Origin of the sequence: Flavonifractor porci, assembly GCF_037572415.1 — a bacterium.
Taxonomy (GTDB): Bacteria; Bacillota; Clostridia; order Oscillospirales; family Oscillospiraceae; genus Flavonifractor; species Flavonifractor porci.
This window is the reverse complement of record NZ_JBBHLB010000005.1, coordinates 91,743-111,263: the sequence shown is the minus strand read 5'-3', so window position 1 is coordinate 111,263 and position 19,521 is coordinate 91,743. Positions and strand designations below refer to the sequence as shown.

The window sequence follows — 19,521 nt, the reverse complement described above, 5'->3', positions numbered from 1 at the left end:
CGTGAGAGTATGAATACTGTTATTTTTGCCGTTGTGGTGCTGGCTGTGCTGGGCGCCATCTTCGGTCTGGTGCTGGCTGTGGCGTCCCGGGTGTTTGCCGTTGAGGTGGACCCCCGTGAAGAGGCCATCCTGGGCTGTCTGCCCGGCGCCAACTGCGGCGGCTGCGGCTTCCCCGGCTGCTCCGGCTATGCCGCCGCCGTGGTGAAGGGCACCGCCCCCGTCAACGCATGCGCTGCCGGCGGTGAGGCTGTGGCCGCTCAGATCGGCGAGATCATGGGCGTATCCGCCGGAGCTTCTGTGAAGCAGGTCGCTCAGGTCCACTGCACCGGCTGCGGCCAGAACTACAAGCAGTACAACTATGTGGGTCTCCACGACTGCGTGGCTGCGTCCAAGCTGCCTGGCGGCGGCGATCTGGGTTGCTCCTACGGTTGCCTGGGTCTGGGTTCCTGCGAGAAGGCCTGTCCCTTCGACGCCATCCATGTCATCGACGGCGTGGCCAAGGTGGACGAGGAGAAGTGTAAGGCCTGTAACAAGTGCGTGGATGTGTGCCCCCGCCACATCATCGCTCTGGAGCCCTACAAGACCAAGCGTCACGTTACCATTCCCTGCTCCTCCCACGACAAGGGGGCGGATGCCCGGAAGGTGTGCGACAACGGCTGTATCGGCTGCTCCCTGTGTATGAAGAACTGCCCCAGGGAAGCCATCACCATGGTCAACAACCTGGCTGTGATCGACTACGAGAAGTGCATCGGCTGCGGTATCTGTGCTCAGAAGTGCCCCCGCAAGCTGATCACCGTGGACGGCAAGGTGCCCGAGGTGAAGCCTGCGGCGCCCAAGGCTGCTCCGGCCGCTGCCGCCGCCCCCAAGGCGGAGGCGCCCAAGGCGGAGGCACCCGCCGAGCCCAAGGAGTAATTCCAAACACAAAAAACAGGACCTGCGAAAGCAGGTCCTGTTTTTTGCTGCTCAGACGTTTAATGCTGGCCCAGCTGGAAGGAAGCGCACTCGGTAGAGGCGCACTTGGTGGCGTTGGGCTCGCAGCAGCCCACCTTGATCTCATTCAGGGTGCAGTAATTCTGACCGCCGCAGTGGTGGGCGCAGTTGGTGACAGAGCATTTGATGCTGTTGTTAGGGGTCTGGTTCATAGCTAATTCCTCCTTGTTACCGTGGTACGATCCTAGTATGGACCTGTTGGAAGAACTCTATGCGGGCTTGCTATAAGAAAATTTGAAAAAAGGAGACAGCGGGTGGAAAGACAGAAGAATGGGGATAGGTCAATCCTGAGCAGGACCGTCCTGATCGACCGTTATTTCCACATGATCCACCACAGTGGGGATAAACTGAGGCGCAAATTTTCCTTTGCCCCGGTTTTTCACATAGAGGAAGCCAATGGTGGAAAAGACCACCGCGCCAATGAAATTAACGAACAGATCCTTCATGGTATCCATAATACCGATATCCAGGTAACCGCCCAGCCCAAGAGACTGCTGCGTGCCATCGGCTGTGACCACAATGACGTCGGTAATGTGTTTGATGGCAATGGGGGTGTTGCCGCCGCTGGGGTCCAGCATCACCGAGCCGATGGAATTGACCACGGTGTCCTTCTGCATATCCAGCAGGAAGAGCTGGTCCATGGAAAATTCAAAAAATTCCCACAGCACGCCAATGGTCATGGAGAAACAAAAGGCCACCACGGCCAGATAAACGGGAGAAAGGCTGAATTTCAGTTTTTCATTCCGGTTGAGAATGTCCAGCAGGGAAAAGCCGATGGCGGCGCACAGAAAGCCGTTGAGCGTATGGAGCATCGTATCCCAGTAGGGGTACTGGATGTAATAGGCCTGGATCTCACCCAGGATCTCGGCCGCAAAAATAAATAACAGGATGATGATTTCCAGGGTGTCCGGGATCTCGATGCGGATGGTACGCTCCAGGAAGGCGGGCAGCGTAAAAAGAAACAGGGTGAGGACACACAGGAACACATTTTCAAAATTGCCCTTGAAGGACTGTGCCACGATAGCCACAATGACCAGTGCCCGGAGAATGATATAGACGGCGGTCAGTCCGGGCTTGGCCTTTACCTGTTCTTTCAGCGCCTGCCGGCGCTGCCCCTTGGGATAATGTTCTTTTTTCATGTAAATGCCTCCTGACTGACCGCGGCGGGGAGCTGGGCTGCGGCCAGCTCCCGATAGAGCTGAGCGGAGTGAGGGAGGGATTCCTGTTCATCCGGGCGCAGAGGTCGGACCACTTTAGCAGGGGAACCCATTACCAGGCTGCCCGGCGGGATCACCGTGTTTTGGGTGACCAGCGCCCCGGCGGCTACCAGACTGCCGGCGCCGATCACGCATCCGTTGAGCAGGATGGCCCCCATGCCGATGAGACAGCCGTCCTCGATCCTGCACCCATGGAGAATGGCTCCGTGGCCTACAGTTACGTCCTGTCCGATCACGGTGGGGAAGTCGGGTTCGCCGTGAATCACCGCCTGATCCTGTACATTGGAGCCTGCGCCCAGGTGGATGGAACACTCGTCTCCCCGCAGGACTGCGCCATACCAGATGCTGGCGGCGGGACCGACGGATACCTTACCCACCAGGGTGGCATTGGCGGCGATCCTGACCGTCGGGTGAAGCTGGGGAACATTGTTATCCAGAGAATGGATCATAAAAATGGGGCCTCCTTATCCGGATATATGATATGGACATCATTATAGCTTGCCTCACACCAGGCCGCAAGTCAAATCTGACCAACAGGCGCATAGACTGGGGTGGAGGTGAGTGCATGGAACTCAAACGCAATCAGATCACAGTGGGGGAACTGCTGGACCATCCGGGCAGCCGGGCGGTGCTTCAGCGCAGGTTTCCCATGCTCTTCAAGCATCCCATCCTGGGGGCCGCCCGCTCTATCACACTGGAGCAGATCCTCTCGGTTGCCCAGGCCTACGTATCCCAGAAGAAGATCGACGAGACCCTGAATGAACTAAAGCGGGCATGACGGACGCCCCCTTTCAGGTTTTGATACCTGAAGGGGGGCCTTTTATGCGGTTCTCCGCCGGAACAGGCGGACATACCAGCGCAGAACGCCGGTATCCCGGGTGCGGCGCAGCAGAAGGGCGGTCAGCACCGTATCCATGCACAGCAGTGCCGCAGCAGGCGGGATGGCCCAGGGTGGAATGGCGGCGGCCAACCAGGAGACCGCCGGATGGAGCAAATAATAGAGAGCCAGAGTCAATGCGCCCCAGTACAGAGAAAACCGAAGGCAGACGTGCCGTCCCAGATGGAGTGGGAGGTGGGAATAGTCCCAGAAGGAAACCAGAAAGACCTTCTCATAAAAAACGCCTGCCAGCAGTTCCGCTCCTGTACAGACCAGCACAGCGGCGGGGAAGAGCAGCAGGGGCTGGGCCCGCACGTTCTCCGGCAGGAGTTGGATTCCCAGAGCGCCCAGCCCGTAAACTGGACAGATGGGCAGCAGTAACCGACACTTCCGATCCAGCTTGGATTCACCGTTCGTACGGGCATAAATAACCTCGATCAGAAAGCCCAAAAAGCTGTAGATCAGAAAGATCCAAAACAGTGACATGGTCCCGCCTCCTTTGGTTTTAGTGTGGACACAACCGGAGCGAAGGATACCTGTCAGTCTTTGTATACGGTCGGACAGAGTGAACGGCGCGGACGTCAAGGAGAAGTGGGAAAAAAGCAGGAAATTTGTCCATTCTGCTCTTGCCGGAACAGGGGGAAATATGATACGATAGAAAAAATTCAAAAGGGGAAATGAAGCGTCATGCGGCATTTGATCGACTTTGGAGACCTGTCAAGGGCGGAGTGGGATTCCCTGTACCAGCGGTGCAGTGATATTATGGACCACCCCGCCGATTTTATGGACGCCTGCCGGGGGCGGGTGATGGCCAGCCTGTTCTATGAACCCTCTACCCGCACCAACTTTTCTTTCCAGACCGCCATGCTGCGGGTAGGCGGTACGGTGTTTGGCTTTGCTGATCCCAAATCCACCTCTACCGCTAAAGGTGAGACCCTGAAGGATACCATTAAAATGGTGTCCGGCTACGCCGACGTGGTGGTGATGCGCAACCCCAAGGAGGGCGCTGCCAAGGCTGCTTCTCTCTATTCCGATGTGCCGGTGATCAACGCCGGCGACGGTGGCCATATGCACCCGACCCAGACCACCGCCGACCTGACCACCATCACCCGGCTGCGGGGCGGTGTGGACGGCCTGTCCGTGGGTCTGTGCGGCGACCTGAAGAACGGCCGTACCGTTCATTCCCTCATCAAAGCGCTGGCCAAGTTCAAGGGCATCAAGTTCTTCCTCATTGCGCCCCGTGAGCTGGCAGTGCCCGAATATATGCGGGCCTTCATGCGGGAGAATGATATGTGGTTTACCGAGGTCACCGGCCTGGAGGCCGTCATTCCCCAGCTGGACGTGCTCTATATGACCCGCATCCAGCGGGAGCGCTTTGTGGACCCCCTTGAGTACGAGCGCTGTAAGGGCATTTATGTCCTCACCCGCCGGAAGCTGGATCGGGCCCGAAAGGATCTGCTGGTGATGCACCCCCTGCCCCGTGTGGATGAGATCGCCATCGATGTGGACGACGATCCCCGGGCGGTCTACTTTGAGCAGGCCCGTTATGGTATGTTTGCTCGTATGGCCCTGCTCACTGACCTGGCCAATCAGGACCGCATGAGTCCCGGCACGGTAGAGATCGGCACCAAGCCGGTATGCTCCAACCCCAACTGCATCACCCAGACCGAGCATTATCTGCCCCCTCTGGTGAAGCAGAACGGCGGCGTGGACTGCTGCGCTTACTGCGATAAGGAACTGCGATAAGCGGCCGGGCGCGCAATGCGCGCCCCTACATGGCGTGCCCCCTTGACAACGCCCTGAAAAGTGCATATACTATGTCCCAAAGGCGAAGATGGGAAGGAGTACCCCCGCGAAAGGTGCAGAGAGGAGCCGGTTTGGTGCAAGGCTCTCCGGCGGTGGGGGGAAGGTCGTCCCAGAGCTCTGCCCCTGAAGCACAGTAGGGGGCGGCGGAATCCTCCCGTTACAGAGGCAATGAGTGTCCCGCAAGGGAAATTCAGGTGGTACCGCGGACTGACAGGTTCGCCCTGAGCAAAGGCTTGGGGCGAACCTTTTTTGCCCCGAAAAGGAGTGTAACAAATGAAGAAAGAACTTCCCAAGGTCTATGAACCCCAGGAGGTGGAGGGCCGCGTCTATGAGATGTGGGAGAAAAACGGCTGCTTTGAGGGCCACCGTGATCCCGACAAGAAGCCCTTCACCATCGTTATGCCGCCCCCCAACGTCACCGGCCAGCTCCACATGGGCCACGCCATGGACTCCACCCTCCAGGACATCCTGATCCGCTTCAAGCGGATGCAGGGCTACGCCGCCCTGTGGGTGCCCGGTACCGACCACGCCGGCATCGCCACCCAAATCAAGGTGGAGGAGGAGCTGCGCAAGAACGAGGGCCTGTCCCGCTACGACCTGGGCCGGGAGAAATTCCTGGAGCGGGTGTGGGACTGGAAGCACAAGTACGGCAACCGCATTGTGGAGCAGCAGAAGAAGCTGGGCGCTTCCTGCGACTGGTCCCGCGCCCGGTTTACCATGGACGAGGGCCTCAGCAAGGCTGTCCGCCATGTGTTTGTCTCCCTGTACAAGAAGGGCCTGATCTATAAGGGTTCCCGCATTATCAACTGGTGCCCAAACTGTGTTACCGCCCTGTCTGACGCCGAGGTGGAGTACCAGGACAAGCCCGGCTCCTTCTGGCACATCCGCTACCCCATCCAGGGGGAGGAGGGACGCTATGTCATCGTGGCCACCACCCGGCCTGAGACCATGCTGGGCGACACCGGCGTGGCCGTCAACCCCAACGACGAGCGGTATAAGGACATTGTGGGCAAGAAGTGCATCCTGCCCCTGGTGGGCCGGGAGATGCCCATCGTGGCCGACGACTACGTGGACATGGAGTTCGGTACCGGCTGCGTGAAGATGACCCCCGCCCACGACCCCAACGACTTTGAGGTGGGTCTGCGGCAGAACCTGGAGACCATTCGTGTGCTGGACGACAACGGCAAGGTGGTGGAGGGCTACGGCCGCTACTCCGGCATGGACCGCTACGAGGCCCGGAAGGCCATTGTGGCTGATCTGGAGGCCGGCGGCTGGCTGGTGAAGGTGGAGCCTCACCAGCACAACGTGGGCACCTGCTACCGCTGCCACAACGACGTGGAGCCCCTGATCTCCGCTCAGTGGTTTGTGAAGATGAAGCCCTTGGCCGAGGAGGCCCTGCGGGTGGTCAATGAGGGCGAGGTCAAGTTTGTTCCCGACCGCTTCTCCAAGATCTACACCAACTGGATGGAGAACGTCCACGACTGGTGTATCTCCCGTCAGCTGTGGTGGGGCCACCAGATCCCCGCCTGGACCTGCGAAGAGTGCGGCCACATCACCGTCTCCGAGGACGATCCCACCGAGTGCGAGCACTGTCACTCCAAGCACATCAAGCAGGAGGAGGACGTGCTGGATACCTGGTTCTCCTCCGCCCTGTGGCCCTTCTCCACTCTGGGCTGGCCCCAGGAGACCGAGGATCTGAAGTATTTCTATCCCACCGATGTGCTGGTCACCGGTTACGACATCATCTTCTTCTGGGTGGCCCGCATGATCTTCTCCGGCTGTGAGCATACCAAACGCCCCCCCTTCCACACCGTGTTCATCCACGGCCTGGTGCGGGACGATAAGGGCCGCAAGATGTCCAAGTCCCTGGGCAACGGCATCGATCCCCTGGAGATGGCTAACCAGTACGGCGCCGACGCTCTGCGCTTCAACCTGGTGACCGGCAACTCGCCCGGAAACGATATGCGTTTCTACACCGAGCGGTGTGAGGCCATGCGGAACTTCGCCAACAAGATCTGGAATGCCTCCCGCTTCCTGATGATGAACCTGACCATCGACCAGTGCCAGCTGCCCGACAAGCTGGAGCTGGAGGACAAGTGGATCCTGTCCAAGCTCAACAGCGTCATTCCCGAGATCACCGAGAATATGGAGCGTTACGAGCTGGGCGTGGCAGCCCAGAAGGTGTACGACTTTATCTGGGATTCCTACTGTGACTGGTATATCGAGCTGACCAAGACCCGCCTCCAGGGCGACGACGAGGACAGCAAGATCCGTGCTCAGCAGGTGCTGTGCTATGTGCTCACCCAGATCCTCAAGCTGCTCCACCCCTTCATGCCCTTCATCACCGAGGAGATCTGGCAGGCGCTGCCCCATCAGGGTGACTACCTCATGCTCCAGCAGTGGCCGGAACACCACGCCAACCTGGACTTCCCCGAGGAGGAGAAGGCCATGGAACTCATCATGGACGCCATCCGGGCCATCCGGGCCAGAAGGGCCGAGATGAATGTGCCCCCCTCCAAAAAGGCGCAGCTCACCGTCTCCACTCTGGAGCAGGCAGTGTTCCACCAAGGTATCCCCTTCCTGAAGCGTCTGGCCTACGCCAGCGACGTGAAGGTGGTGGCGGCTACCGATACGGTGGATGCTCAGGGCATGGTGACCATCGCTACCCATGCTGCCCGACTGTACCTGCCCCTGGCCGAACTGGTGGACCTGGACAAGGAGCGGGCCCGCATCCAGAAGGAAGTGGACAAGAACCGCAAGGAACTGGACAAGCTGGAGACCAAGCTGAATAACCCCGGCTTTGTGAACAAGGCCCCCGCCCAGGTGGTGGAGGCCGAGCGGGAGCGGGCCGACAAACTGAAGGCTCTGCTGGTGAAGCTGGAAGAATCCGCTGCCACACTGGGCTAATAAAATTCACGAAAAACAGAGAAACGCCGCCATCGGACGCGAATGGCGGCGTTTCTGTGCCCGTATTGTCATACTTTGTTACACAACTGTGGTTGTGCTCCCGGGCAGAATCGGATAAAATGTAGCATCATATCCTGGGGCCTGGTTTGACGGAGGCCGTGGAAAGGAGGTTAGAGTGTTGAAAAGGCTGATCCCGCTGCTTGCAGTGCTGTTGCTGCTGGGCGGCTGCACCGGTTCCTGTCGGGATACCGAGGCGGTGTCCACCGTGCTGCCCAGCGCTTCCCCAACGCCGGAGGTGGAGCAGAGCGCGGTGCCAACCTCCACCCCGAAGCCTTCTCCTACGCCGACGGCTCGACCCACAGCTACGCCGGAGCCAACAGCCACGCCGGAGCCCTCCGTGGAGCCTTCTCCCACCCCCATCGTTTATGATGGCCCTAACGACGAGGAGGTGCTGTCGGCCTATCGGGCGGCGGTGGAGGCGTTCTGGTGGTTCCAGGTGGAGCCTCTGCCTTTTGACGAGACGGACGGTCGGGCGGTGGACGGCGTCACTTATTATCGGGTGGATTATCCCGGCATTGACAGTACCATCACCCTGCGGGGTTACCTCAAGAGCCTGTTTTCCGATGATCTGGTGGAAAAGCTGCTGCCTTATGACGGCACCCAGTATGTGGACATTGACGGTGTGCTCTATGTGCAGGACGGAGGCCGGGGTACCGATATCACCCGGGGCGCCGAGACCGCTCAGGTCCTGCGGGACGGAGATCCCAATCGCTGTACTGTTCGGGTGACGGTGGAGGTGCTGGACCCGACACAGGACGGCGCGGTGGTGGATACCCTGACCTTTGACTTCCCCTACGAAAAAGTGGGTGAGAAGTGGATCTTTACCGATTTTTCCCTGGTCCGGTGACCTCTTCGACAAAATATATGCCCCATCTGTGATAGGATCGCAGTATACCAAAAATTGGTATACTGCGATTTTTTTGTACAGGGGGGATATGCCATGGCAGTGACCTGCAAAGCAGAGAATCGGGCGCTGTACGCGGCCATTGACGGCGAGGTGGACCACCACCGGGCCAAACAGATTTTAGGTGAGTTGGTGCGGCAGATCGACCTGACCATGCCCCGTCATCTGACGGTGGATCTGGGCGGCGTCAGCTTTATGGATAGCTCGGGCATCGCCGTCTTGCTGAGAGCCAGCCGCCGGATGAGCGAGCTGGAGGGGACCGTGGAGGTGGTCCATGTGCCCGAGCAGGCGGGCAAGGTGCTTCGGGCGGCCGGGCTGGACCGGTTGATGAAATTTGAATGACGGAGGAACTACATAATGAAACCGATGAATGAGGCCACAGTGGTCTTTCTCAGCCGTTCGGCCAACGAGGGCTTTGCCCGTACTACAGCGGCTTGCTTCGCCGCCCAGCTGGACCCCACCCTGGAGGAGGTCAACGACATCAAAACGGCGGTAAGTGAGGGCGTGACCAACTGCATCGTCCACGCCTATCCGGACAAGCTGGGCACAGTCCAGATGCGGCTGCGGCTCTTTGAGGACCACACTCTGGAGATCCAGATCAAGGACAAGGGCGTGGGCATCCCTGATGTGGAGCAGGCCCGACGCCCCATGTTTACCACCGGCGGAGAGGAGCGCAGCGGCATGGGCTTTACCATTATGGAGAGTTTCATGGACACAGTGAAGGTGCGCTCCACGCCGGGAAAGGGGACGGTGGTGACCATGCGCCGCAGGATCTCCCGCCGGCTGGGAGGGGCGCAATGAATGTGGCGGATACCCCCGACCTGCTGGAGGAGGCCCGTCAGGGGAACAACGAGGCCTGTGCCAGGCTCATTGAGGAGAACGGCGGGCTGATCTGGTCCATCGTCCGCCGCTACTATGGCCGGGGGGTGGAGCCGGAGGACCTGTACCAGCTGGGCTGTCTGGGCTTTGTGAAGGCGGTGCGGGGCTTCGATCCCGCCTTCGGCTGTCAGTTCTCCACCTATGCCGTACCCAAGATCGCCGGTGAGATCCGGCGCTATCTGCGGGACGACGGGGCTATTAAAGTCAGCCGCGGCCTGAAGGAGCGAGGGATGGCCATCCGGGCGGCCCGGGAGCGGCTGTCGGCCTCCCTGGGCCGGGAACCCACCCTGTCTCAGTTGTCTGAAGCCACCGGACTGGAGCCGGAGGAGATCGCCGCCGCCGAGGAGGCGGGGCTGCCGGTGGCCTCCCTCCAGATGGAGACCGGAGACGGCATGACCCTGGAGAGCGTTCTGGGCACCGAGGGCATTGAGGAGGGGATTGTGGAGCGGGAGGCCCTGCGCACCGCCATCGCCGCCCTGCCTGACCGGGAGCGGCAGGTGATCCTGCTGCGCTATTACCGGGGCATGACCCAGGACCGGGCTGCCCGGGTGCTGGGGGTGAGCCAGGTCCAGGTGTCCCGCATTGAGCGAAAGGCAGTGGAGCGATTGCGGCACAAATTGGAGGAGTGACGGCGGGCCGATGAGGGCATCGGCCCCTACGACGGGGTGTCTGTAACCGTAGGGGCGGATGCCCACATCCGCCCGTGGCTTATCCATCTGTTTCCCCAAAGCGCGCCAGCTGCCCCAGCTCCATGCCCAGCTGGAGCCCCAGGCAGAAGGCGGCGTCCCGCTGTATGCTCCATACCCCGTCCCGGCGGTCCAGCAGGTCCAGCACCTCGCCCCGCATCTCCCCTGTATGGGCGAGGCAGAATTTCTTCCAGGCAGCTTCGCTGTCCTCCCTGGCCTCCTCATAGGGGGACAGGGAGGACAGTTTTTTCTGGAGCAGCAGGGTTTTGACCTGTTCCAACAGCGCAAAGGGTGGTTCCATGGTAACACCTCCGGAATATAGCTTATAGCTATGTTACGACATCCATGGAAGAAAGTCAATAGCTGAAAGCTATAGATGAAAAGGGTATTGCTATCAGCTATAATAGGAGAAAAGGAGTGATGCAGATGGACTATCGGACGCTGATCCGGGAAAAGAGGAAAGAAAAGGGGTTGAGCCAGGGCAAACTGGCCCAACTAGTCCAGGTATCGCAGCCTTTTATTGCGGAGATTGAAAGCGGACGAAAAAAGCCTTCTGTGGACGTGTTAATGCGGATCTGTACCGTATTGGAGATCTCATTGTTTGGCAAAGAGGAACCTTAACGCTGTTTTTTCGTCCAAGAAGCATATAATGGCAGATAACAGAGACAGAAACACAAGAAAGCTGGATTGATATGGAAGATATTCTTTATATTGTTGTTCCCTGCTACAATGAGGAAGAAGTGCTTCCCGAGACCTCCCGGCGGCTGAAAGAGAAGCTGGAAGCCCTGATGGCTGCCGGAACTATTTCCCGGGAGAGCCGGGTACTCTTTGTCAACGACGGTTCCAAGGACCGGACCTGGCAGATCATTGAAGAACTGCATGAGAGCTGCCCCATTTTCTCCGGTGTGGACCTGAGCCGCAACCGGGGCCACCAGAACGCCCTGCTGGCGGGACTCATGACCGCCAAGGAGCGGTGCGACATGGCCATCTCTATGGATGCCGACCTCCAGGACGACATCGACGCGGTGGACGCCATGGTGGAGCAGTATTATGCTGGGTGTGACATCGTGTACGGCGTGCGTTCCTCCCGGAAGAAGGATACCTTTTTCAAGCGCTTTACCGCCGAGGGCTTTTACCGGCTGATGAATTCCATGGGAGCGGAGACCGTGTTCAACCACGCCGACTACCGCCTGATGTCCCGCCGGGCGCTGGAGGGGCTGGCGGAGTTCAAGGAGGTCAACCTCTTCCTCCGGGGTATCGTGCCCATGATCGGCTATCGCACCGGCACTGTGGAGTATGAGCGGGGAGAACGCTTTGCTGGTGAGAGCAAGTACCCCCTGAAAAAGATGCTCTCCTTCGCCATGGAGGGTATCACCTCTCTGTCGGTGAAACCCATCCGCATGATCACCGGCCTGGGTTTCCTGGTGTTCCTGGTGAGCATCGCCATGCTCATTTACTCTATCGTCCGCTGGGCCATGGGCGAGACCATTTTGGGCTGGGCCAGTCTGATCTGCTCTGTGTGGGCCATCGGGGGACTGATCCTGCTCTCTTTGGGCGTCATTGGTGAGTACATCGGCAAGGTCTATCTGGAGACCAAGGAGCGGCCCCGGTTCCTGATTCGTGAGGTATTGGAGGACAAGCATGGCAAAGCTGATTGATAATTCCATCCCCAAGTTCCTGCTGGTGGGGGTGGGCAATACCCTGCTGTCCATGGTACTCATGTTCCTGCTGGAGGGGCTGGGCTACTGGCCCTCCACCGCCATCGCCTATGTGGCGGGAGCGGTGATGAGTTTTTTCCTCAACCGCCACTTTACCTTCCACAGCGAGGAGACCTTCCTGCGCTCGGCGGTGAAGTTCGCCATCAACGTGGCGGTGTGCTATGTAATTGCCTACGCCCTGGCCCAACCCATCGCCGGTTGGGTGCTGGGCAACACGGGTATGGAACCCATCTGGCAGGAGCGGCTCACCAAGCTGGGGGGCATGGCCCTGTACACGATTCTCAATTATTTTGGCCAGCGGTTCTTTGCCTTCCAGAAAAAGAAGCATTAAATTTATGTGAAATCCCCCGGCCTTCTCTTGCGTCCGCCGGAAAATGGGGGTAGAATAGGGCCAGCATTTCAGCCAGTATACCGCAAGGAGGTAAGAAAATGGCCTTTTTTGACGATTTGAAGGATAAAGCCACCGATCTGGGCCGGGCCGGCATGGCCAAGTCCAAGCAGCTGATGGAGATCACCAAGCTGTCTCTCAATAATTCCGGAGAGGAGGACGCTATCCGCAAGGCCTATCTGGAGATCGGCAAGCTCTATTATGCCGAGCGGGGCGGCGCCCCGGAACCGGGCTATGCGGCCCTCTGCCAGCGGATCACCACCGCCAAGATCAATATTGAGGAGAACAAGGCCCGCATCGCCCAGATTAAGCAGGACGGGGTCCTGTCCGACGAGGACATCTCCCAGGCAGCCGCACAGGCTGAAGTCAGCGATTATACTGTGGAATAAGGTGCCAGAAGCCCTCCGCCGTTTGGCGGAGGGCTTTTTGCATCCATGTAACTGGATTGTAACTGGACAAACATCCACTTCAAATGTAGTATAATAATATCCACTACAAATGAAGTTGGTGATAGAGATGAAACGACTCCCTGATACAGAACTGGAAGTGATGAAGGCCCTGTGGGCCTCCGGACCGGATACCCCGCGTTCCGCCCTGGAGACCGCCCTGGAGGGGTTTTGCTGGGCCTCCAATACGGTGAATACCTATCTGACCCGCCTGGCGGAGAAGGGCTTTGTGGCCGTCCGCCGGGAGGGGAAGAGCAACCTGTACACCCCGCTGGTCAGCCGGGAGGATTACCTGGCCTTTGACAGCCGGGCGGTGCTCTCCAAACTGTACGGCAGCTCCCCCCGGAATTTCCTGGCGGCTCTGGCCAAGAACGGCCTGGAGGAGCGGGACTTGGACGAGCTGCGGGATCTGCTGGATGAGCTCAGCGGGGAGAAGCAGGTATGACGGACTTTTTGACCTCCATGGCGGGGGTAAGCCTGGGAGGCGGGGCGGTGGTCCTGCTGCTGGCAGTGCTGGCCAAACTGACCCGGGGACGGTACGGCGCCAGATGGCGGTGCTGGGCCTGGCTGCTATTGGCCCTCCGACTGGCTGTTCCTCTGCCTCTGCTGCCCGCCGGATCGGCTTCTGCCCCCATCCAGATCCAGGTGCCCCCGGACCGGGTGATCTACCAGCCGGCGGGGACGCCCCGGCCCAGCGCGGCCCAGCCCTCCCGGCCGGTCCGGACGGCGGCCCCATCCGCGGTGCCCTCGTCTGTCCCGGTCTTCACCCCCGCGCCTGAGGTTCTGCCCGCAGAGCAGGACCAGCCTGCCCCCATCACGGTGGGCGGTGTGCTGCTGGCCCTGTGGGTGACAGGCGGGGCGGCGGTGCTGGGGTGGAATCTCATCGCCCATCTCCGTTTTAAAAGATACCTGGCCCGGTGGTGCTGCCCGGCGGAGGATGCGGATACCATCCGCCTGTTCAACGGCTTGTGCGACAGCCTCTCTCTCCACCGCAGACCCCGGCTGCGCCTGTGTCCCGGCCTGGCGGTACCTATGCTGGCGGGATTGTTCAAGCCGGTGTTGCTGCTGCCGGAGGAGGCCGGAGGTCAGGGACTGCGCTACGCCCTGCTCCATGAGCTGATTCACCACCGCCGCCGGGACATTTGGCTGAAAACCCTGGTGCTGTGGGTCAATGCCGTCCACTGGTTTAACCCCCTGGTGTGGCTGATGGTACGCTCCGTGGAGCGGGACACCGAGCTGGCCTGCGACGAGGGGGCCTTGAAACGGCTGCCCCAGGAGGAACACGCCGCCTACGGCAGAGCCATTTTGCAGGCCGTGGCGGCCCTGAGAAAGGAGAAAGCATGACATTGCCCAAGACCCGGCTGTCCACAGCCATGAGCGGCTCGGCCAGGGAGACCGAGGGACGGGTTCGCAATCTTTTTATCAAGCACCGGCGGCCTGCTCTGGCTCTGGTGTTGGCAGTAGGCTTTGCCATCGGCCTGTGCGGCTCCCTGGTGGCCTGCCGGTCGGAGACGGCCATTTCCGCCGCCCCGGCGGGAGAGAAACTGGCCTTTGCCCTCACTGAGCCGGGAGAGGAGACGGTGCCCTTTGCGGATCTTTTAGGTCTTTCAGGCACCGTGACCCACACTTTGACAGAGGATGGAGTGCATAATTACGCCTATCAGATCCGACTGGCGGACGGAACTGACTTCCCGCTGACCCAGGCCGGGGAGCCCCTGTACCAGGTGGATCTGGACGGGGACGGGGCGATAGATACTCTGTTGGAGAACGAATTCTTTCTGCAGGTGTGGCGGTATTGGCCCGACGGGTCCCTGCGTACCCAGCAGCTCCAGGCGGCGGCAGCCGGTCTGCTGGGCCTGGATGGGGACTATGGGAGAATGGTGGAGCTGGCCTTCCAGCCGGAGGATGGGACGGTGGTCATCCACGTCTGGCCCTATGACGACGTGGGAGAGATGGAGGAGCGGGTGCCCCTGTCTCAACTGCTGGAGGCGGCCAACTGGAGCGAGGTGGTGCTTAACCCGGAGGGACAGCCCCTGCCAAAGGGGAGCAGCCTCAGTTATCTGGAGAACCTTACCCTGGACAGCCAGGGTAAGGGCGACGACCATCTGGTGACCAGAACCACCTGGCCGGACGGGCAGGACCAGGGTTCCACGGAGGTGGAGGTGACCCTGGGTACGGGAGAGGTGCTGTCCTGGCGTTATCCCAGCGTCACCAACCCTATGGTCTCCCCACTCCATATGACCTCCAGAGAGCGGCAGTCCCTGCTGGCCGCCCTGGCGATTCCCATGTCCAACTACGGCGCCTGTGTCTATGCGGTGCTGGAGGTGGAGGAGGGCAAGCTGGCGGAGCAGTTCCGGCTGGACGCCGTGGACGGTTTCTATGTGGATCATTCCTATGTGGAGACCGGGGAGAACGGCCTGCAGGTCCTGCGTATCCCGGAACTGTATGACCAATGGCACAGCCCCATCTGGGGGACGGTGTCCTGGGACGGAAGCCAGATCACCTATGCCTCCGACGGCTACTTCACCGATACCTATGAGTTGGACGTGGGCGGGGACGAGACACTGACACTGTCCCTGCGGTGTACCCCGCCTCAGGACGAGACACAGCGGGAGTATGACCGGATCGCCATCCTGAATGATGGTCAGGTGGTCCAGACCATCACGGCGGAGGATGTGGCCGCCGACGGAGTCCACACCTTCCAGGGCTTCCTCATCGACACCCCGGCAGGTGGCCCGGTGGAGACCCGGGATATCAACTTTGACGGGGTGGAGGAGTTCGGCCTGCTGTGCGACGCCACCCAGAACGCCTGCCGCTGCTGGTTCGTGTGGGACAGTGAGGCGGGGCAGTTCCGCCATCTGGCTACCCTGGCCGGGGACCTGACCCTGCAGCCTGAGGAGGGGCAGCTGGAGGAGCGGATGTGGAACCGGGAGTGGGACGCTATGGTGACCCGCACCTACGGCTGGGACAGCCAGGGCAACCTGGTACTGCAATCGGAAACATGACAGGAGGAACGCTATGAAATTGCCCAAAACCCGGCTGTCCACCCGTATGAGTGGCTCGGCCCGAGAAACCGAGGGACGGGTACGCAATCTCTTTATCAAGCACCGGCGGCCTGCGCTGGCACTGGTAATGACAGTGGGCTTCGCCATTGGCCTGTGCGGCTCCCTGGTGGCCTGCCGGGCTCAGATCAGCCAGGAACAGCGGCTGGATGCCCTGTATGATGCTGCTGAGATCAGCTTTGATGGGGAGCCTCAGCGGCAGGAGCTGGCCTGCATCCAGGGCCAGGGGGGAACCTTGGTGGCCGGCCATTTTTACGACGACTACCCCCGCTATACCCTGATCATCGGCGTTGAGGATGACCGGGGCCAGCTTACCGGGCCGGTGTTTTCCGCCACCTCCAGCGGCGGCAGGCCCCAGGTTTCCACCTTCCGAAAGGACGATGTGGACTATCTCCTCTACACCGTCAACGGCGGAGGGCAGGGTTACACCTATGGAGAGGGGGGGCTGCTGGCCTTTGACGGTACCGACTTCACCTGGGTCTGGCCCATGAAGGGGGACCTGCGGCAGGAGGACGCCCAGGTTTGGGTGGAGTACCAGAACTACTGGGAGGACAAAATACCCCTGCCATGTCCCGGCGGGGTAGAGATCTTTCAGGGGGCGGATGATTGGCGCCTGTATGGCCGGGGACCCCAATGGGCCTTTCGGGAGCGGATTCAGCTGACGGGGGGATACCATGCGCCGGAAAGGGTCATGAATGAACTGCGCCGGGTGCTGGAGTACAGAACCAGAGACCAGGACAACCCCTGGCAGGCCAGCAACACCTCCGCCCAGTGGCAGATCGTCCAGGTGACGCCGGGGGAAGATACCCTGTGCGGACAGCGGTACACCCTGCTGGCCTGCTCTGTTTTGACGGGGGAGGAGTGGCTGGGAATGGAGGTGCTGCTCTGCCCCACGTTCTGGAGTGGTGAGGAGCAGCTCTGGCCCAATCTCATCCGGGTGGTCACAGGGAGTGAAGAGGAGGTGCGGAAGGCCCTGCGGGAGGAAAACCGGCAGGTAGAGAGCCAGCGGATTACCATGACCACCGCCACCGGGCGAAACCTGTCCCTGGAGCTGGAACTGGAGCCTCTGGACCAGCAGCCCTATTGTCTGGCAATCGAGCAGATCCGGGTCTATGAGGGTGACACACCGCTTCAGTTCATGGCGGTGGAGGACGATGTGTATACGCCGGACAGCTTCTACCGGGGCCTGTTTCTGATCCGGGACCCCAATATTGGGGAGCCGGATATCCGGGACCTGAATTTTGACGGTTCCCCCGATTTGGGCCTGCTGGCGGAGTCGAGCTTCCCCCACAATGTAAGCTATGTGTGGTTTTTGTGGGACGAGGAGACGAGCCGGTTTTCCTTTTCCACCTATCTGTTCTCGGAACTTACCATTGATGCGGAGCGCCGGCAGGTGGTGGAACATATCCGGGGAGATGCGGGCCGGCCGGAGGAGGCGGTGTATGTCTGGACTGAAGACGGTACCCTGGAGCAGATCAGCTACAGACAGCTCAGATGGTCATGAGAGAGGAGGGTCCTTATGAACGTGCCCCATACCCGGCTGTCCACCCATATGAGCGGCTCGGCAAAGGCCACCGAGCAGCGCCTGCGTAATCTCTTTGCCCGGCACAAGCGGCCCGCACTGCTTTTGGTGACGGTGGTAGCCCTGGCCATCGGCCTGTGCGGAGGACTGGTGGCCTGCCGAAGTACCACCCAGGCCGGAGGTTTGACGATGGATACCCAGTATTACGACGTCCTGGGCAACTACATTGAGATTCCCAGACTGACGGCGGAGGGGGAGGGCGCCCAGGAGATCAACCAAGCCCTGGCTGTCCTTAAAAGCCAGTATCGGACTGTTATGGATGCCCCCATGAATATGGTAGGGGGCCAGCGGTGCCTGTTTTATCCTGCGGTCACCGAACGGTACGATAACCTGATCTTCTATCTGGACTCTGCCAGCTCCGGCAACGACGGTGATCTCTATACCCTGGTCTACGACCGGCAGGAGGATCGGGTGGTCACCCTGACGGAGGCCCTGGAACTGGCGGGAACTACGGAGGATGCCCTCTGCCGGGGCGCGGAGGAGTACCTGAACGGGGAGCTGGCGGATGCGGAGGTGGCCCTGGCCGCGCAGGGTGGGACGGTGACCGGGTTCCGCATCCGGGATGACGGGGGCGTGGAGTTCTACCTCACCTGTATGACCGACGATGCCGACCCGGCGGTGGACGCTGTGGACGGCTGGCGGCGCCTGCTGGTGTATGCTGACGGCAGCTACCGTCGCTACAACTACAAGCTGTCCGCCCTTCTGGGGGAGGAATTGCTCATCCCGGCGGACGAGTTGGCGTCCTTTGAAATACCCCTGTGGTATCAGTGGGGGCCCTCCGGCGGGGAGCCGGAAGGGGGATTTGCGATGGAGCAGATTCCTCCCCAGGTGGAGGAACAAGTCCTGCAATATATGGTAGACCATGTGGGCTATTCGGAACTGCCCATGGAGCTGATCCTTCGTACCAGCTTTACTGATTTGAGCCGGTTGGATCTGGCGGAAGAATGGCGGGATATGGACGCTCTGGAGTGCTATGGAATTACCTATGGCGCCAATGGTACCTATGTGGGTGAAGATCTGCTCTTTTTCCGTAAGGGCGAGCAGTATACCTTTGTCGGATCGCTGGGAGAGTATGATTCCGAACAGGTGGAGCCCACGCGGTTGGCTGCTGTAGGCACCTATAATTATCGGATGATGTACTGGATGCTGGAGCAGGGCATCCTGACCGCCTTCCCGGAAGTAGATGTCATGCTGCGGGACGCGCCCATGCCGCTGGCGGCCCGGAACGCCGCGGTGGCCTATTTTTACAGCAACAGGCCGGAGGATATGTCGATTTTCTTTGCCGACCAGGCGCCGCTCCAGCCGGAAGGACGCACCATGCGGATCGATGAAGCAAGCTACCTGGGTCTGCGGCAGCTTTACGAGACCTACGGCGTGGTCTATCAGCTGACTTGCAGCGGCTGGGAGGATGGAAACTGGTATTCCTATCCGGAACCCCTGTGGCTGGTGTTCCAACTGGGCCAGGGAGGAGACATGACTACCGTTCTGGGCGAAAGTGTGCCCAGAGAAACGGTGGAGCAGGCGGCGCTGGAGCAGGGATACCATCTGGTGGATGGGGCGGTGGCACTGTGGCGGGACGGATACCCCAACCCGGCGGGGCCGGGGAGCGAGGCGGACTTTTTCTGGGAGGAGCCTGTGGTTACCGTTCTGGAGGGGGCCGAGCCCATCTACCAGGAGGGGGACTGGTGGCAGCAGATGGCGTGGGAGGGCCTTTCCGCCCTGTGCTACTGCAATGCCGACGGCAGCTACGCCATCCAGCGTCTGGAGACCACACGAACCGATCTCTCTACCGACCGGGGCATCCGGGTGGGTTCCACCCGGGCGGAGGTGGAGGCTGCCTACGGCGAAAAGCTGTCCCATACCGACTACTGGGGGCTGTATCCCGGGGAGGATTATCTGTGGTACTGTGCCGACCCGGCAGGTTGGGGGGCGGTCATTCTCTTCTTCTTCGACGGGGATGGGGTAAGCCGTATCGTACTCAACAATATGTTTAACTGAT

22 protein-coding genes and 1 other annotated feature are annotated in these 19,521 nt (G+C 60.3%); of the genes, 17 read left to right on the top strand and 5 right to left on the bottom strand.

All coding sequences use genetic code 11. The features are described 5' to 3' along the window. Positions 1-9: 9 nt before the first annotated feature. Positions 10-912: an RnfABCDGE type electron transport complex subunit B gene (gene rnfB, locus WHJ28_RS06215; RefSeq protein WP_340040704.1), complete on the top strand. Its 903-nt coding sequence runs from the start codon at positions 10-12 to the stop codon at positions 910-912. 59 nt (positions 913-971) lie between these two features. Here rnfB and WHJ28_RS06210 read toward each other — a convergent pair whose 3' ends face one another. The 3 genes from WHJ28_RS06210 to WHJ28_RS06200 form a co-directional block, all read right to left on the bottom strand. After that, positions 972-1,142, bottom strand: coding sequence for a DUF1540 domain-containing protein (locus tag WHJ28_RS06210; protein ID WP_087187715.1), 171 nt, complete (start codon positions 1,140-1,142; stop codon positions 972-974). A gap of 129 nt (positions 1,143-1,271) precedes the next feature. Further along, positions 1,272-2,129 (bottom strand): DUF2238 domain-containing protein, encoded by an 858-nt coding sequence (locus WHJ28_RS06205; protein WP_340040702.1) that lies wholly within the window; start codon positions 2,127-2,129, stop codon positions 1,272-1,274. Beyond that, positions 2,126-2,656, bottom strand: coding sequence for a gamma carbonic anhydrase family protein (locus WHJ28_RS06200; protein ID WP_340040700.1), 531 nt, complete (start codon positions 2,654-2,656; stop codon positions 2,126-2,128). The genes WHJ28_RS06205 and WHJ28_RS06200 overlap by 4 nt, the downstream gene beginning before the upstream one ends. A 116-nt stretch (positions 2,657-2,772) precedes the next feature. Between WHJ28_RS06200 and WHJ28_RS06195 the strand changes: the two genes are divergently transcribed. Beyond that, on the top strand, positions 2,773-2,985 hold the full coding sequence (locus WHJ28_RS06195) for a hypothetical protein (protein ID WP_340040698.1): 213 nt from the start codon (positions 2,773-2,775) through the stop codon (positions 2,983-2,985). Between the two features lie 42 nt (positions 2,986-3,027). On the opposite strand, the gene WHJ28_RS06190 is transcribed toward WHJ28_RS06195, so the two are convergent. Next, entirely contained in the window at positions 3,028-3,570 is a 543-nt protein-coding gene (locus tag WHJ28_RS06190) for a putative ABC transporter permease (protein WP_340040696.1), read from the bottom strand. A gap of 201 nt (positions 3,571-3,771) precedes the next feature. On the opposite strand from WHJ28_RS06190, the gene pyrB reads away from it, so the two are divergent. The 6 genes from pyrB to WHJ28_RS06160 all read left to right on the top strand — a co-directional run bounded on the left by pyrB (position 3,772) and on the right by WHJ28_RS06160 (position 10,269). Beyond that, on the top strand, positions 3,772-4,830 hold the full coding sequence (gene pyrB, locus WHJ28_RS06185; protein ID WP_340040694.1) for an aspartate carbamoyltransferase: 1,059 nt from the start codon (positions 3,772-3,774) through the stop codon (positions 4,828-4,830). A gap of 76 nt (positions 4,831-4,906) precedes the next feature. Next, positions 4,907-5,117 (top strand) — a binding site (T-box leader). Between the two features lie 46 nt (positions 5,118-5,163). Next, a complete protein-coding gene (locus WHJ28_RS06180) occupies positions 5,164-7,797 on the top strand; it encodes a valine--tRNA ligase (RefSeq protein WP_340040692.1) in 2,634 nt (877 codons plus the stop codon). Positions 7,798-7,975: 178 nt separating this feature from the next. Beyond that, the gene (locus tag WHJ28_RS06175) at positions 7,976-8,704 is read left to right on the top strand and encodes a hypothetical protein (RefSeq protein ID WP_340040690.1); all 729 of its coding nucleotides are present in this window, start codon (positions 7,976-7,978) and stop codon (positions 8,702-8,704) included. Positions 8,705-8,797: 93 nt separating this feature from the next. Then, entirely contained in the window at positions 8,798-9,103 is a 306-nt protein-coding gene (locus WHJ28_RS06170; protein WP_340040688.1) for an anti-sigma factor antagonist, read from the top strand. A gap of 15 nt (positions 9,104-9,118) precedes the next feature. Beyond that, entirely contained in the window at positions 9,119-9,562 is a 444-nt protein-coding gene (gene spoIIAB / locus WHJ28_RS06165; protein ID WP_340040686.1) for an anti-sigma F factor, read from the top strand. Then, positions 9,559-10,269: a sigma-70 family RNA polymerase sigma factor gene (locus tag WHJ28_RS06160; RefSeq protein WP_340040684.1), complete on the top strand. Its 711-nt coding sequence runs from the start codon at positions 9,559-9,561 to the stop codon at positions 10,267-10,269. Before spoIIAB ends, WHJ28_RS06160 begins: the two co-directional genes overlap by 4 nt. A gap of 79 nt (positions 10,270-10,348) precedes the next feature. Here WHJ28_RS06160 and WHJ28_RS06155 read toward each other — a convergent pair whose 3' ends face one another. Beyond that, positions 10,349-10,627, bottom strand: coding sequence for a hypothetical protein (locus tag WHJ28_RS06155; RefSeq protein WP_340040682.1), 279 nt, complete (start codon positions 10,625-10,627; stop codon positions 10,349-10,351). Between the two features lie 119 nt (positions 10,628-10,746). Between WHJ28_RS06155 and WHJ28_RS06150 the strand changes: the two genes are divergently transcribed. From WHJ28_RS06150 to WHJ28_RS06110, 9 genes are all read left to right on the top strand, one after another. Further along, positions 10,747-10,947, top strand: a complete 201-nt coding sequence (locus tag WHJ28_RS06150; RefSeq protein ID WP_340040680.1) for a helix-turn-helix transcriptional regulator — start codon at positions 10,747-10,749, stop codon at positions 10,945-10,947. A gap of 71 nt (positions 10,948-11,018) precedes the next feature. Then, positions 11,019-11,984, top strand: a complete 966-nt coding sequence (locus WHJ28_RS06145; RefSeq protein ID WP_340040678.1) for a glycosyltransferase family 2 protein — start codon at positions 11,019-11,021, stop codon at positions 11,982-11,984. Continuing rightward, complete coding sequence (locus WHJ28_RS06140; RefSeq protein WP_340040676.1) at positions 11,968-12,375, top strand: GtrA family protein; 408 nt, start codon at positions 11,968-11,970, stop codon at positions 12,373-12,375. The genes WHJ28_RS06145 and WHJ28_RS06140 overlap by 17 nt, the downstream gene beginning before the upstream one ends. A gap of 98 nt (positions 12,376-12,473) precedes the next feature. Further along, complete coding sequence (locus WHJ28_RS06135; RefSeq protein WP_340040674.1) at positions 12,474-12,821, top strand: serine proteinase; 348 nt, start codon at positions 12,474-12,476, stop codon at positions 12,819-12,821. Positions 12,822-12,948: 127 nt separating this feature from the next. Then, positions 12,949-13,323, top strand: coding sequence for a BlaI/MecI/CopY family transcriptional regulator (locus WHJ28_RS06130; protein WP_340040672.1), 375 nt, complete (start codon positions 12,949-12,951; stop codon positions 13,321-13,323). Beyond that, on the top strand, positions 13,320-14,222 hold the full coding sequence (locus WHJ28_RS06125; protein ID WP_340040670.1) for a M56 family metallopeptidase: 903 nt from the start codon (positions 13,320-13,322) through the stop codon (positions 14,220-14,222). Before WHJ28_RS06130 ends, WHJ28_RS06125 begins: the two co-directional genes overlap by 4 nt. Beyond that, positions 14,219-15,883, top strand: a complete 1,665-nt coding sequence (locus WHJ28_RS06120) for a hypothetical protein (protein ID WP_340040668.1) — start codon at positions 14,219-14,221, stop codon at positions 15,881-15,883. The genes WHJ28_RS06125 and WHJ28_RS06120 overlap by 4 nt, the downstream gene beginning before the upstream one ends. Positions 15,884-15,896: 13 nt before the next feature. Continuing rightward, positions 15,897-17,444: an XAC2610-related protein gene (locus tag WHJ28_RS06115; protein WP_340040666.1), complete on the top strand. Its 1,548-nt coding sequence runs from the start codon at positions 15,897-15,899 to the stop codon at positions 17,442-17,444. A 15-nt stretch (positions 17,445-17,459) separates the two neighbouring features. After that, positions 17,460-19,520, top strand: a complete 2,061-nt coding sequence (locus WHJ28_RS06110) for a hypothetical protein (protein ID WP_340040663.1) — start codon at positions 17,460-17,462, stop codon at positions 19,518-19,520. Position 19,521 lies beyond the last annotated feature (1 nt).